This is a genomic window from bacterium, from assembly GCA_021372775.1.
Taxonomy (GTDB): domain Bacteria; phylum Acidobacteriota; class Polarisedimenticolia; order J045; family J045; genus JAJFTU01.
On sequence record JAJFTU010000198.1, the window covers coordinates 1 to 13,437 of the forward strand.

Sequence of the window (13,437 nt, forward strand, 5' to 3'; positions counted from 1 at the left end):
GGATCCGGCGGCTCAGTCGATGCCGGGAGCGGCCGGGGGGAAGACGATCGCGAAGCGGGCGCCGCCGCCGGGGCGGGCGCCGACGTCGATGCGGCCGCCGTTCGCCTCGACGAGGGCGTAGGCGACGGAGAGGCCGAGGCCGGTGCCGCGGCCGGCCGGCTTGGTCGTGAAGAACGGCTCGAAGATCCGCTCGCGCAGCTCCTCGGGAACGCCGGGGCCGTCGTCCTCGACGACGAGCGCCGTCCCGTCCGGAACCGCCTCGGCGGCGAGCGAAACCGCGCCGTGCGGCCCCGCGGCCTCGACGGCGTTGAAGGCCAGCGCGAGCAGCGCCTGCAGCGTCTGCCCTTCCGCGACGTGGATCGCCGGCGCGTCGGCGACGCGGACCTCGATCCGGTCGAGCCGCGTGCCGGGATGGCGCGCGAGGATCCGCCGCGCCTGGTCGAGCAGCGCCGTCGGCTCGACGCGCTTCCGCTCGTCGGCCGCGGGACGCGAGAAGCGGAGCAGGCCGTCCACGATTTCCTTGACGTGCAGCGCCTCGGCGGCGACCGACGCCGCGTCGGCCCGCGCCGCCTCGCGCGCCTCGTCGCCGAGCGGCGCCGCGAGCTGCGCGCCGATCCGCTCCGCGCGCCGCGCGATCGCCTCGAGCGGCGCCTCGATCTCCTGCGCGCCGCCCGCCGCGACGCGCCCGACGGCGGCGAGCCTCTCCGCCTGCGCCATCGCCCGTTCCATCTCCCGCTGCGCGGTGACGTCCTTGGCGAAGGTGACGACGTGCGTGACCTCGTCGCCGCGGCCGAGGCGCATCGGCACCTTCTCGACGACGTAGTAGCGCGGCGCGCCGTCGCCGCGGCCGCGGACCTCGATCGCGCTCGCCCGCCCGGAGCGGAAGACCTCGCGGTACTCGGCGAGCACCGCGTCGTCGGGGCGCAGCGCCTCGGCGAGGCCGCGCCCGAGCACGAGCTTGCGCGGCAGGCCGAGCGGCCCGGTCTCGCGGTCGCGGTTCCAAAGGACGATCCGCAGGTCGCGGTCCACGACGTGCAGCGAAACCGGCAGCGCGTCCACGACCGTCTGGAACAGGTCGGCGCCGGTCGCTTCCGCCGCGCGGGGCGCGGCCCCGCCGGCGGCCGTCGCCGCGCGCCGCGCGAGCATCCGCCCGAGAAGGATGAAGAGGTCGCGGTCCTCGCACTCCGCGGGGACCGTGCCGGACGCGCCGGCGGCGAGGAACGCCGCGTGGACCGCCTGCGCGCGGGGCGAGGCCGCGCCGAAGGCGATCGCCGCCCCCGCGCGCCGCAGCGCGGCGAGGACCGCGGGGCCGCCGCCCGGCCCGCCGGCGTCCGCGTGGACGAGCGCGCCGACGCACCGCGGCCCGAGCTCTTCCGCGACCGCCCCGCCGAGATCGGCCGCCGCCAAGGCGACGCGGTCCCGGAACGGCGCCGGCCCGCGGACGACGATCTCGAAGTCCGGTTTCGAATCCACGCCTGCCCCCGCCTCTTCCGTCGGAACCGCCGCCGAACGCCCCGCCATCGGACGCCCCCGGCGCTCCATCAAAGCCCTTATCGGCCCGCCGCCGGAGAAGTTGCGTCGTTCGGCGGTTCGGCGCCGAAGATCTTGCGGTACGACCGTTCCAGGCGGGCCACGACCTTGGCCCGCTTCTTCGGGTCGAGCGGCGCGCCCCGCCAGCGGGCGCGGTCCAGGTCGACGACGAAGAGCTCGAGCGAGCCGTCGTCGCCGCGGCGCGCGAGGAGGTTCCCGAGGTTCATGTCGGGATGCTCGAGCCCCGCCTCGTGGCAGCGCGCGAGCAGCGCCAGCGCCGCCCGCCAAAGCGGCGCCGCCTCGGCGCCGTTCGCGATCAGCCGCGCGAGATCCTCGGCGCCCTCGACGTACCGCGCGATCCCCCACGCCCGCCAGCCGGGGCGCGCACCGACCAGGACGAGCCCGATCGTCTCGCCGACCGGCAGCCCCGCGGCGCGCGCGGCCCGCCCGACGGCGAGCTCGCGCAGGAAGCGCGCGCGGCCGAAGTAGCGGTCGTGGTTGACCAGCCGCACCGCGCCGCCGCGCAGGTACTGCTTGACGAACAGCTTCGTCCCGTCCTCGAGCTGCGCGACGAAGCAGGGCCCGCGCCCCGTGCCGACCCCCTCGGGACGCGGCCGCACCTTCTCCCACGGCCGGTCGAGCCCGGCCGCGACGGCGCCGTCCGCGATCGCCTCGTCGAGGATCGCCGCGACCGCGCCGTGCCGCAGCAGGCGGAACCCCGGAGGCGCCGCGATCATCGTCCCTCTCCAGCGCCCGCCGCCGCGCCGCGGCGCCGCAGCTCCCAGAGCCGCGCGTACTTGAGGTAGGTCGTGAAGCCGTCGAGCAGCGCGGCGACGAGGCCGTGCGTCCCGTCGAGGAAGCCGCGCCGCAGCGCGTAGGCGCGGAAGAAGCGCCAGAACGGATGGCCGACGATCGCCGCCGGCCCCGAGCGCCGCCCCTTGCGCAGCATGTCGCGCGCGCCGTGGTCGGCGTAACGGAAGACCTTCGGCCAGTACTGGTCGAAGGAGCGGAAGGTGTCGTGGAGCATCGGCGCGCGCAGCGTCGGCAGCGGCCCGACGAGGTCGATCTCCTCGTGGACGAGCCGGTCCTGGTAGCGGGCGCGGTCGCGGGCGACGAGGCGGATCACGGTGTCGCGGCCCCAGTCGCCGCGCTTGAGCGGCCGGCCGAGAAAGAGGTTCACGCGGCGGATCCAGTAGCCGTCGGCCTTCGGGCCGGCGGCGACGACGCGCCGCAGCTCCTCGGCCAGCTCCGGGGTGACGATCTCGTCGGCGTCGAGGATCAGCACCCACTCGAAGCGGCAGTGCGGCAGCGCCCAGTTCTTCTGCCGCGCCGGGCTCTCGTACGGATGCTCGAGGACCCGCGCCCCCTTGGCCCGCGCGATCTCCGGCGTGGCGTCGGTCGAGCCGGAATCGACGAGCAGCACGTCGGCGCAGAAGGCGACGGAGTCGAGGGCGGCGCCGAGAACCTCCGCCTCGTCGCGCGCCGTGATCAGCGCCGTGATCGGCGCTTTGTCGATGGCGTCCATGGAACCTCGGCGGCGTCAGGCCGCGGGCTTCGGCCGCGCGAGCCACGCGACGGCGATGCTGAGCAGGTAGAGCAGGATCATCGGCAGGGCGAAGATCGTGCAGGTGATGACGTCGGGGGTCGGGGTGACGATCGCGGCGATCAGGAAGATCACCCACAGCGCCACGTCGAACTTCTTCCAAAGGAAGCGCGCCGTGACGAGGCCGAGACGCGCGAGGGCGAGGACGATCAGCGGCATCTCGAAGACCGCGCCCATGCCGAGAAGCAGCTTCGTCGAGAAGGCGAACGCCGAGTCGAGCGAGATGACCGACTGGTACCCCTTCGACTGCTGGGCGAGGAAGTTGATCGCCGAGGGCATGGCCACGAAGTAGCAGAAGGCGACGCCGCCGAGGAAGAGGACCGTCCCGGAGGCGATCACCGGCAGGATCCAGCGGCGCTCGCGGCGGTAGAGCCCCGGCGAGACGAACGACCAGAGCTGGTAGAGGATCACCGGCACGCCGACGACGATGCCGCCGACGAGCGCGGCCTTCATCTTGTTCATGAACCCCTCGGAGGGGCGCATGACGGCGAGCGTGCCGACCGCCTTTTGGACGGGGTCGAGCAGCCAGTGAAGGATCTGGTCGGCGAAGAAGAGCGAGACGCCGAAGCCGAGCGCGACGGCGAGCGCCGAGCGGAAGACGCGGCGCCGCAGCTCTTCGAGGTGGTCGAGGAAGCCCATCCGCGGCCCGCCCCCTTCTTCCTTCGGGCGGGCGTCGTCGCTTTCGGCGGAACTCACGGCTTCTCCTCGGGTGTCGTCGCGGCGGGCTTGTCTCCGCTCTCGACGCCGGCGGCCGGCAGCTCGGCCGCTGAAGGCTCCGGCGGCGGCTCGACCGCGTCGGACTCGGAGGGAACGGCCGGCGGTTCGACCGGGGGCGCGGGGTCGGGCGAGCCGGAAGCGTAGGCGGAGAGCCCGGCGACGTCGCGGACGATCCCCTGCGCGTCGCCCTTCAGCCCCTGCAGATCCTTGGCGACCCCCTTGATTTCCTCGAGCGCGACTTCCCGCTCCAGAGTCCCCTGGAATTCGCGCATCGCGGCCCGCATCTGGCCGACGAAGCCGCCCAGTTGCCGTCCGATCTGCGGCAGTCGCCTCGGGCCGAAGATCAACAGCCCCAAAACGACGAGCAGCAGGAACTCTTCGCCGCCGATGTCGAACATATCGTCGCGAGTGTAGCGACGCGCCGTGCGGCGGTCAAACTGCAAACCGCGGTCGAGGAAGCCCGCAAATCGCCGCTTTTCAAGCACTTGAGGAGATCGATGGTGCGCGGCGGCGAGCCGGTCCCTATACTTCGCCCCATGAAGTGGCCCCGTCCAGCCTACCTCGTGCCGGCGCTGGTCTTCGCGCTCGGCCTCCCCGTGGTCCTGCTCGGCGCCCGCGCCGCCGCGACCTCCTCCGCGCCGTCGCCGAAGCTCGCCGCCTACACCGAGCTCCTCGCGACGCTGGAGGAGCGGCGCGCCCCGGCGATCGACGCCAAGAAGCTCGTCTACCAGAGCATCCACGGGATGACGCAGACGCTCGACCCGCACACCAACTTCCTCGACGAAGAGGTCTATCGCGAGATGAAGGAGGAGCAGAGCGGGTCGTTCTTCGGCCTCGGGATCGTCATCAGCAAGCGCGGCCGGCAGCAGCCGCTGCGGGTCATCGCGCCGATGGCCGAGACCCCCGCGGCGCGGATGGGGATCCGCCCCGGCGACGTCATCGCCCACGTGCGCGACCTCCGGGCGAAGGTGGACATCGAGACGATCGGGCTCACCGTGCAGGAGGCGGTGAAGTACCTCCGCGGCCCGCGCGGCACCGAGGTCGAGCTGACGATCGAGCGGCCGGGGATCGCCGAGCCGCTGGTCTTCAAGATCGCGCGCGACGAGATCCGCACCCCCGCCGTGAACCAGGTCTTCATGGCCCGCCCCGGCGTCGGCTACATCCACGTCGCCAACTTCACCGAGACGACGACGTCCGAGCTCGACCGCGCGCTCGACCAGCTCAAGTCGCAGGGCGCCCGCAAGCTCGTCCTCGACCTGCAGGGAAACCCCGGCGGCCTGCTCGACCAGGCGATCGGCGTCGCCAGCCGCTTCCTCCGCCCCGGCGAGTTGGTCGTCTACACCGAGGGCCGGCGGCCCGGCTCGCGCCAGGACTACTTCGGGCAGCGCGACGTGCCGCGCGTCGATTGGCCGATGGTCGTGCTCGTGGACCGCGGCGCCGCCTCGGCCTCCGAGATCGTCGCCGGCGCGCTGCAGGACCACGACCGCGCCTACGTCGTCGGCGAGACGTCGTTCGGCAAGGGGCTCGTGCAGTCGGTCTACCCGCTCCCCGAGAGCACGGCGATCGCCCTGACGACGCAGAAGTACTACACGCCGTCCGGCCGCTGCATCCAGCGCCCCTACGCGGCCGAGGACGACTACTACCTCGAGAACGTGCAGCGCGAGGCGATTCCCAAGCCGACGTCCGACGCGCAGACCTACAAGACCGACGCCGGACGCAAGGTCTACGGCGGCGGCGGGATCACCCCCGACGTCTCCGCGCCGACCCCCGACCCGCCGGAGGCGCTCGTCCAACTCGCCCGCGTCTCGGCGTTCCAGCGCTTCGCCACGCCGCTGACGGCCGACGCGCGCCGCCGCTACGAAGGCGCCGACGACCTGCTCTTCGACGACTTCCTCGCCTTCGCCGCGCGGGAGACGCCGGAGATCGGCGCCGCCGGCATCAAGGCCGCGCGCGAGCTGGTGCTGGCGCAGGTCCGCGCCGAGATGGCGCTCGCCGAGGGCGGGATGACGGCGCGCGACCGGCTGCTGATCCAGCGCTCGCCGGCCTACGTCAAGGGGCTCGCCGCGCTCGACGACGCGGCGAAGCTCGTCGCGCGCCGCGCCGCGGCCGCGGCCCCCGGCAAGGGCGCGCCCCTCGCCGCGCGCGCCGAGGCCGCCGCCGAGCGCTGATCCCGCGCTATCATGCGGCGCGCCCGGACGTCCGATCCGCCGGCCCGCCGAGGGACACGATGAACGAAACCGCCACGCTCCGCGCGTTGCGCCGCTTCGGCGGCGCCGCGGCGATCGCCCTGCTTCTCGCGGCCGCAGGGTGCGCCGAGACGAAGAAGATCGAGCAGCCCGCCCCGCCGCCGCCGGAGCCGGTCCCCGAGATGCGTCCGGTCGAAACGCCGCCGCCGCCCCCGCCGCCGCCGAAGGTCTACGTGACGGTGACCGGCAGCAAGGTCAACGTGCGCAAGGGACCGGGAACGGACCAGCCGACGGTGACCCGCGTGAAGAAGGGAGACCGCCTGCTGCTCGTCGAGGAGAAGGGCGATTGGGATTCGATCACCCTCCCCGACGGCTCGGCCGGGTTCATCTCCTCGAAGCTCGTGCGCAAGGAAGAGCCCTGCCCCGCCGACAGCGCGGTCGCCGAGATGGTCGAGAAGCCGGCGATGTCGTTCGAGCAGGGGAGCGCGCACGGCGTCGTGCAGCTCAAGCTGTCGGTCGGCGCCGACGGCGCGGTGACCGCCGTGAAGACGCTGCAGAACGGCACCGGGGACGCGGGGCTCGAGGCGCAGGCGACGCAGGAGGCGCGGACGATCAAGTTCAAGCCGCTCATCCGCCGCTGCAAGCCGACGCCGTTCAGCTACATCTTCAGCCGCACGTTCTGACCGCGGCGCTTCGCCCTTCGCGCCCGGCGGCCCCGCGCCGCCGGGCGTCGTCGTCTCAGACCAAGTAGGAGACGGCGAGCCCGATCTGGGCGGTCATCATCATCAGGTACATGTGGGTCCACGACGGGTGGTTCTCGGTCGTGGCCAGCGCCTCGGGATCGCGCAGGATCAGCCAGACGGTGTAGACGCCCCAGAACGCGAGCGCGAGCCCCAGGATCGCCAGCGCCCACGGGTTGCCGGTGAGGATCGTGTGCCGCCCGCCGACGAACGGATCGGGGACGACGGCGCCGAGCGGAATCAGCAGCCACGGCAGCACGAACGAGGGGGCCATCAGCAGCGCCGCGCGCTTCACGCCGTAGCGGATCGGCAGCGTCGTGCAGCCCCCTTCCGCGTCCCCCCTCATGTCGGAGAAGTCCTTCGTCGAGGCCGAGCCGAGCAGGAAGAGCGCGAAGACGAGGCCGAGGTACCAGGGCTCGAGCGCGAGGAGCGGGCCGACCATGCACCAGCCGGCGACCTTGAGCAGCATCCCGCGCGGCACGGCGATCGTCAGGTTGGCGCCGAGCGGCATCCGCTTCGTCCGGCCCCACGCCGGCGCGGAGTAGACGAAGGTGAAGACCATCCCGGCGACGAAGACGAAGAACGAGGCGTGCCAGCGCCAGAGCGACCAGAGGCTCTCCCCCGCCGGCGCGACGAGCCGCTCGAGGAAGCCGCCCGCGGGGTAGATCACGACGAACCAGGTCGGGACGACCGCCAGCGCGTAGAGGATCCAAGTCGCGCGCCACGCGCCGCGGAGCGAGATCCGCCCCGAGGGGAGCATCCGCGCCGGCTTGTTCACGCGGTCGATCGGCAGGTCGTAGATCTGGTTGATCACGTTGCTCGCCGCGTTGAGCAGCGCGGCGCAGAGCGAGCCGAAGACGATCGTCAGCAGGATCGCCCAGGTGAAGCGTCGCGACGGATCGGGGTTCCACTTCGAGCCGAAGGCGCAGACCGCGCCCGAGACGACGCCGAGCGTCGGGGGGAGCAGCGTGAACGGCCGGGTGAAGGAGACGTAGTTGCGCAGGGCCGAGCCGCTGTCCGCCGGTCCGCCGTTCGTCGTCATCGTCGTCAGATCGTCCATAGCGCCAACCCCACCGCGCCGAGCGCGCCGACGAGGGTGTTGGCGACGTTCACAACTTCGTTGTCGAGGAAGCGCCGCTCGAAGAGCGCGCCGATCACGCTCTCGACCATCGGCGCGGCGAACGCCGCGAGACCGATGAAGAGCGCGCCGCGCGCCGTCGTCGTCCGCGTGGCGAACGCGCCGACGGCGAAGAGCGCCGCGCCGCCGGCCGCGGCGAGCGTGCCGGCGAGGCTCACGCCGCCGTCCGTGCCGCGCGGGCAGGGCCGGAAGGTCGTGATGAGCACCGTGCGGCGGCCGAACGCCTGGCCGATCTCCGAGGCCAGCGTGTCGGCGGTCGCCGCGGCGAGCGCGGCCACGGCGGCGAGCATGAAGACCGAGGCCGGCTCGGCGGTCGCGGAGAGAAACGCGAAGACGAGCGCCGCGCCGCCGTTGGCCCAGACGTTGCGCGCCCCGCGCCGGCCGCCCCGCTCCTGCGCCGTCCCCTCGCGTTCCTTCTCCCGGCGCCGGACGCGCGTCGCCGCGCTGCCGACGAGCACGAAGATCGCCAGCGCCGCGAAGAGCCGCCAGCCGCCGAAGACGCCGAGGCCGAGGGCGAGGAGCGAGCCGTGCGCCGCGCCGGAGAGATCGACCGCCCGCGCGGCGAGCGCGAGCAGCATGCAGACGACGACCCCGCCGACGACCCACGGCAGCCGCGGCGCGAAGAGCGTGCGCGCTGCCGCGGCGAGGTTCATCGGCTGGACGAGCGTCGCCGCGTAGAGCAGCGCGCCGCCGAGCAGCGGCACGACGAGGTTGTCGTCGGTCCGCAGCGGCGCCGTCTCGGCGAGCGCGACGATCACCGTCACGACGCCGATCGCCCAGAGACTGAACGGCGGCAGCGGACCGGCGTCGCGGAGGACGAACCCGGCGAGCGCGACGGCCATCGGCCCGCCGCCGAGCAGGAAGCCGACGAGGCCCGCCCAGCTCTTGTCGCGGTTCCAAGGCAGCGGCCCGGTCAGGCGGCCGAAGACGATCCCGAACGCCCCCGCCAGTCCGTCGCCGAAGGCGAGCAGCGCCCACGCCGCGGCGACGACCTCCAGGTGCTGCCGGAAGATCAGGATCAGCGCCAGCACGCTCAGCGGGTAGAGCACGATCCCGCGGTCGGCGCCGGCGCGGCTGGCCTCGCCGCGGAAGAGCGCGCGGCCGCCGATCCGCGGCAGGACGAGCAGGTTGAAGAGCAGCGCCGCGAGCGCGAGGAGCGCCGCCTGCCGCCAGTCCAAGTAGGCGAGCAGGAAGGCGAACCCGCCCATGGCGATGTGCACCGTCCGCCGCCCGAGCTCCCGCTTCGCGCGGCGGTCATCGGCCGTCGCGGCGGCCGCTTCGCCGTTCATCGTTCCCCGCCCCTCCGCCGTCAACGCGCCGTCCCCCGCCGCCGCAGCGCGGCGAGGTACTCCGCCGCGGCCTCGTCCCACGGGCGCGGCGCGAAGAAGCGCGCCGCGAAGCGTCCCGTCGCCAGCGGCGTCGCCGCCGGCCGCGCCGCGTCGAGCCCCGCCTCGGCGGGGTCGAGCGGCGCGAGCCGCCGCGGATCCTCGCCGCAGAGTTCGAAGGCGCGCCGCGCGAAGCCGAAGCGCGAGAGCGCCGGGCCGTCGGCGAAATGCCAGATCCCCGTCTCCGCCGAGGCCATCAGCGCCGCGGCCGCCGCGGCCGCCTCGCCGACGTAGGTCGGCTTCTTGATCCAGCCGTCCACGACCGGGATCGTCCCCGGCCCGCTCCGCGCGCGGTCGAGCAGCCGGCTGAGCAGCGTCTCGCGCCCCGCGCCGACGATGAACGAGAGGCGCAGCACCGCGCAGTCCTCGAGCGTTCCCAGCGCGGCGAGCTCCCCTTCCAGCTTGCTGCGGCCGTATTCGTTGAGCGGCGCCGGCAGGTCGTCCTCGACGTACTCGGCGCCCTTCGCGCCGTCGAAGACGTAGTCGGTCGAGAGGTGGACGAAGCGCGCGCCGACGGCGCGGCAGGCCGCGGCGAGGTTCGCCGGCCCTTCGGCGTTGACCCGCCGCGCGAGATCCGGATCGGCCTCGCAGAGATCGACGTCGGAGACCGCCGCGCAGTTCACGACGACCGTCGGGGCCAGCCGCTCGAACTCCGCCTCCAGCCGCCAGCGGTCGGCGACGTCGAGCTCGGCCTTGGTCGCGGAAACGGTGTGCGGGAACCGCTCTTCGCAGAGGTCGGTCAGGACGCGCCCGACGAGCCCGCCCGCGCCGACGATCAGCGGCCGCACGCCGAGGTTCCCCTCGCCGTCGGTCATTGGGTGCTCCGCTGGAAGTTGAGGACCTCGCCGATGCCGAAGAGGTCGATGATCAGCGAGAACTCGCGCCGGTCGTTGTCCACGAACGAGCGCTGGTCGAAGCCGAAGCGGAACGAGCAGCACTGCGTCGCCCAGCGGACCTCGTACCGCTGGTGGTCGAGCTTGTGGTCCTGGGCGTTCCAGTCCCACTCGGTCTCCAGCGAGAGGCGGCGGTTCGGCGCGACGGCGCCCCAGCGGGCGCGGAGGTAGTTCGTCGCGTCGTAGAGCCCCTCGGCCGGCGCGACGCGCCGGTACCACGAGGCCGAGACGTAGTGGTCGGCGGAGAGGCGCAGCAGCGCGGAGAGGCTGGTGTCGGTCAGCTTGCGGTTCGCCGGGTCGTAGATCGCGGTGAGGTCGAAGACCTCCTCGGCGGTCGCGTTGAGCCGCGCCCGCACCTGCACCGGCGAGAAGCTGCGGTCGTCGCCGATCGCGTTCCCCGACTCGTCGCGCCGCACCTTCCCCGTCGTCGGGTCGATCTGGTACTTCTGCAGCAGCGCGTTGACGAACGAGTAGCTCTGCGAGACCTCGATGCTCGCGAACTCGACCGGCGCCAGCGTCTTGGCCAGCTCGACCTTCTCCTTCGCCTCCGACGCGTCGGCCTTCTTCTGCTGCTGCTCCTGGTCCTTGCTCTGCTCCTCGAGGCCGCGGAACGACGTCTCCTTCGCCGTGGCCAGCCCCACCGCGCGCCCCGCCGACTGCGGCCGCAGGGCGATGAACCGCTGGCGGACGCCGTAGGTCAGGTCGGAGGTCTGCCCGGGGAGCGAGTCCACCTCGTCGAAGACCGGGATCTCGGACGCCTTCACCCCCGGCGTCGGCCGGAAGCCGTACTGCAGGAACGGCTCGATCACGTGCTTCATCTTCGGCGAGTACGACCAGTGCGGCGTGTCGTAGATCCGCTGCAGCCGCGGACCGGTGAAGGTGAAGCCGGCGCTCCAGAGGTTCCGGAACAGCGAGCGGGAGACGATCGTCGTCGAGTCGGTCTCCGACGGGCGGCCGGTGTAGTAGGTGCCGCGCCAGCCGGCGGAGAACGTCAGGTCGCCCCAGGCGCGCTTCAGCAGCGGCGCCGTGAGCTGCGGGGCGAAGTCCACGCGGCCCCAGCGGCTGTGGGCCGTCTCGACGAGCTCCGAGTCGTCGGAGACGCCGGTCGAGCCGGTCGGCAGTTCCAGGAGGTCGCGGCCGAAGCCGGCGATCGACGACTCGAAGGAGAAGTAGAACGGCGTCTTGCCGATCTGCTGCGCGCGGCCGCGCAGCTCGAGCTGCGGGAAGGTTGTGTTGATCGTCTTGCCGGTGAGCCGCCCCTCGTAGGTGCTGCCGCCGAGGAAGTACTGCTGGTAGCGGCGGGCGCGCAGCGAGAGCGAGTACCAGCCCCACGTCTTCGTGAGGTCGATCGTCGAGTCGGTCTGCGGCGTCGCGGCGACGGCGAGGTTCGTCTCGTAGTCGGTGAGGTAGTTGAAGTCGGAGACCTGCTGAATGCTCGCCGTCAGTTGGAAGTCGTTCCAGAACGGCTGCGACTGGCGCCAGTCCACGCGGTAGCGGTTCGTCCCCCGCACCTGGTCGTGGATGTAGTGCACGTCGCCGGACGCCTTGCCGAGCCAGGTCGGCAGCCAGTCGAGCTGGGCCTCGAGGCCGAGGCCGACCTTCGTGTAGGCGGTCGTGGTCAGCGTCAGGTCCGCGTTGTCGGCGAACGGCCAGTAGTACGGCACGCCGACCGACGTTCCGAGGTTCGTCGAATTGCGGAACTCGGGGAAGAGCAGCCCCGCCGCGCGGCCGCTCTTGATCGGCCAGACGAGGTACGGCGTGTAGAAGACCGGCAGTTGGCCGGCGCGGAAGGCGACGTTCTTGAGGTGCGCGTAGTGGCCGATGTGGAAGATTCCCGACGAGAGGCGGAACGACCAGTACGGCGTCGGCTGCGTGCAGGTGGTGAAGACGCCGTCCTCGACCTTGAGGTGGTCCTTGTCCAGGCGCTCGACCGTCTTGGCGCGGAGAACCGCGTTGTCCTGGTCGAAGTAGCCGACGACGTCCTCCATCTTCCCGGTCTGCGGCCCGAGGTTGTAGGCCAGGCGCCGCCCGGCGAGCAGCGCGCCGGGGAACGAGAGGACGACGTTGCCGTTCGCCTCGACCGTGCCGAGGTCGCGGCGGTAGACGACCTCGTCGGCCTGGATCTTCGCCTCGCCGGTCTCGATCTCCACGTACTCGCTGAACCGCAGTTCGTCCCCCTGCTCGGAGGCCCGTCCGGAGCGGACGCGGACGATCCCCGGCAGCGCGAGGGTCGTCGGCGGCGCGGCGGACGCGGGCGCGGCGGCCGCGGAGGAAGAGCCGCCCGCGGCCGCGGGCTGCGCCGGCTCGGCCGGCGGCGCCGCGAGAACGGCCGAAGCGCCCGCGAGCGCGGCGAGCGCGCCCCAAACGGCGACGAGCCGGCCCGTCACGCGGGGAAGACCATGCCGGCGTAGGCGACGACCTCGCGGTCGTCGCCGGTCACGGCGCCCGAATGCGTGTAGACCACCAACTTCCCCGAAGCGGCGCCGAGCCGCCGGAACGCGGCCAGCGCCGCCGTCGCCGGCGCCGCGCCGCACATCGAAATGTCCCGTTCCTCGACCACCCGGTGCAGCCCCTCGGCGTCGAGCGCCGCGGCGCGGTCGAGCGCCAGCTTGTCCTGGCGCTCGCAGAAGGCGGCCGGCCTGTAGTGGGTCATGTCCGAGGAGATCACCACGAGCGGCTTGTCCTCTTCCTTCGCGATCACGGCCGCGAGCGCCTCCCCCAGGCGCAGGAGCGCCTCGAGCCGGTTCGTGCCGACGACGATCGGCGCCAGCGCGACGTCCGGCCGCAGCGTCTGGAGGAACGGCGCCTGGACCTCGAGGCAGTGCTCGGCGCGGTGGGCCGCGCCGTCGAAGACGACGTCGGGGTCTGCCGCGACGATCTTCTCCAAAAGGTCGTGGGCGATCGCGACCTTGCCGAGCGGCGTCAGCCACTCGTCCTCGGGCGCCGCGGCGAGCGCCGCGCCGCGCCCGGTGTGGTTCGGGCCGAGAAGCACGACCCGCGCCGGAATCGCCGCCTCGGCGAAGGTGCGCCCCGCTGCCGCGCCGCTGTAGACGTAGCCGGCGTGCGGAACGAGGACGCCGTGCGCGGGACGCGCGGGGCGCGCGGCGGGAATCAACTCCGCGAGCGCGGCGGCGAGCCCCTCGCGCCGGCCGGGGTAGAACGCGCCGGCGACGGCGGGCATGCGTACGGTGCCCATTCGACCTCCCAAGTCGCTAAGGATAGCCAGCGCGCCGCCCCCCGTCATC

At 73.1% G+C, this 13,437-nt stretch carries 12 protein-coding genes; 2 read left to right on the forward strand and 10 right to left on the reverse strand.

The annotated features are described in order from the left end of the window. Nucleotides 1–12: 12 nt before the first annotated feature. The 5 genes from LLG88_06885 to tatB all read right to left on the reverse strand — a co-directional run bounded on the left by LLG88_06885 (nucleotide 13) and on the right by tatB (nucleotide 4,248). A complete protein-coding gene (locus tag LLG88_06885; protein MCE5246630.1) occupies nucleotides 13–1,473 on the reverse strand; it encodes a PAS domain-containing protein in 1,461 nt (486 codons plus the stop codon). Between the two features lie 77 nt (nucleotides 1,474–1,550). Continuing rightward, the gene (locus tag LLG88_06890) at nucleotides 1,551–2,267 is read right to left on the reverse strand and encodes a lipopolysaccharide kinase InaA family protein (GenBank protein ID MCE5246631.1); all 717 of its coding nucleotides are present in this window, start codon (nucleotides 2,265–2,267) and stop codon (nucleotides 1,551–1,553) included. Then, the gene (locus LLG88_06895; protein ID MCE5246632.1) at nucleotides 2,264–3,055 is read right to left on the reverse strand and encodes a glycosyltransferase family 2 protein; all 792 of its coding nucleotides are present in this window, start codon (nucleotides 3,053–3,055) and stop codon (nucleotides 2,264–2,266) included. The genes LLG88_06890 and LLG88_06895 overlap by 4 nt, the downstream gene beginning before the upstream one ends. A gap of 15 nt (nucleotides 3,056–3,070) precedes the next feature. After that, the gene (gene tatC, locus LLG88_06900; GenBank protein MCE5246633.1) at nucleotides 3,071–3,829 is read right to left on the reverse strand and encodes a twin-arginine translocase subunit TatC; all 759 of its coding nucleotides are present in this window, start codon (nucleotides 3,827–3,829) and stop codon (nucleotides 3,071–3,073) included. Continuing rightward, nucleotides 3,826–4,248, reverse strand: a complete 423-nt coding sequence (tatB, locus tag LLG88_06905) for a Sec-independent protein translocase protein TatB (protein ID MCE5246634.1) — start codon at nucleotides 4,246–4,248, stop codon at nucleotides 3,826–3,828. Before tatB ends, tatC begins: the two co-directional genes overlap by 4 nt. Nucleotides 4,249–4,386: 138 nt before the next feature. On the opposite strand from tatB, the gene LLG88_06910 reads away from it, so the two are divergent. Together LLG88_06910 and LLG88_06915 are read left to right on the forward strand one after the other, a co-directional pair. Beyond that, nucleotides 4,387–6,018 carry a S41 family peptidase gene (locus tag LLG88_06910; GenBank protein ID MCE5246635.1) on the forward strand — a complete coding sequence of 544 codons (1,632 nt, stop codon included), beginning with the start codon at nucleotides 4,387–4,389 and terminating at the stop codon, nucleotides 6,016–6,018. 59 nt (nucleotides 6,019–6,077) lie between these two features. Beyond that, nucleotides 6,078–6,719 (forward strand): SH3 domain-containing protein, encoded by a 642-nt coding sequence (locus tag LLG88_06915; GenBank protein MCE5246636.1) that lies wholly within the window; start codon nucleotides 6,078–6,080, stop codon nucleotides 6,717–6,719. Between the two features lie 55 nt (nucleotides 6,720–6,774). Here LLG88_06915 and LLG88_06920 read toward each other — a convergent pair whose 3' ends face one another. From LLG88_06920 to amrB, 5 genes are read right to left on the reverse strand one after another with little or no spacing between them, the layout of a single operon-like run. Then, nucleotides 6,775–7,836, reverse strand: a complete 1,062-nt coding sequence (locus tag LLG88_06920; GenBank protein MCE5246637.1) for a UbiA family prenyltransferase — start codon at nucleotides 7,834–7,836, stop codon at nucleotides 6,775–6,777. Further along, complete coding sequence (locus tag LLG88_06925) at nucleotides 7,824–9,203, reverse strand: DUF92 domain-containing protein (protein MCE5246638.1); 1,380 nt, start codon at nucleotides 9,201–9,203, stop codon at nucleotides 7,824–7,826. Before LLG88_06925 ends, LLG88_06920 begins: the two co-directional genes overlap by 13 nt. Nucleotides 9,204–9,223: 20 nt before the next feature. After that, a complete protein-coding gene (locus LLG88_06930) occupies nucleotides 9,224–10,114 on the reverse strand; it encodes an NAD(P)-dependent oxidoreductase (GenBank protein ID MCE5246639.1) in 891 nt (296 codons plus the stop codon). Continuing rightward, nucleotides 10,111–12,579, reverse strand: a complete 2,469-nt coding sequence (gene lptD / locus LLG88_06935; GenBank protein MCE5246640.1) for an LPS assembly protein LptD — start codon at nucleotides 12,577–12,579, stop codon at nucleotides 10,111–10,113. The genes LLG88_06930 and lptD overlap by 4 nt, the downstream gene beginning before the upstream one ends. Continuing rightward, entirely contained in the window at nucleotides 12,576–13,388 is an 813-nt protein-coding gene (amrB, locus tag LLG88_06940; protein MCE5246641.1) for an AmmeMemoRadiSam system protein B, read from the reverse strand. Before amrB ends, lptD begins: the two co-directional genes overlap by 4 nt. Nucleotides 13,389–13,437 lie beyond the last annotated feature (49 nt).

Coding starts and splice junctions, on each gene's coding strand:
- LLG88_06890 (MCE5246631.1), bottom strand. CDS start 2,267: ATGATCGCGGCGCCTCCGGGGTTCCGCCTGCTGCGGCACGGCGCGGTC.
- LLG88_06895 (MCE5246632.1), bottom strand. CDS start 3,055: ATGGACGCCATCGACAAAGCGCCGATCACGGCGCTGATCACGGCGCGC.
- tatB (MCE5246634.1), bottom strand. CDS start 4,248: ATGTTCGACATCGGCGGCGAAGAGTTCCTGCTGCTCGTCGTTTTGGGG.
- LLG88_06910 (MCE5246635.1), top strand. CDS start 4,387: ATGAAGTGGCCCCGTCCAGCCTACCTCGTGCCGGCGCTGGTCTTCGCG.
- LLG88_06915 (MCE5246636.1), top strand. CDS start 6,078: ATGAACGAAACCGCCACGCTCCGCGCGTTGCGCCGCTTCGGCGGCGCC.
- LLG88_06920 (MCE5246637.1), bottom strand. CDS start 7,836: ATGGACGATCTGACGACGATGACGACGAACGGCGGACCGGCGGACAGC.
- LLG88_06925 (MCE5246638.1), bottom strand. CDS start 9,203: ATGAACGGCGAAGCGGCCGCCGCGACGGCCGATGACCGCCGCGCGAAG.
- LLG88_06930 (MCE5246639.1), bottom strand. CDS start 10,114: ATGACCGACGGCGAGGGGAACCTCGGCGTGCGGCCGCTGATCGTCGGC.
- amrB (MCE5246641.1), bottom strand. CDS start 13,388: ATGGGCACCGTACGCATGCCCGCCGTCGCCGGCGCGTTCTACCCCGGC.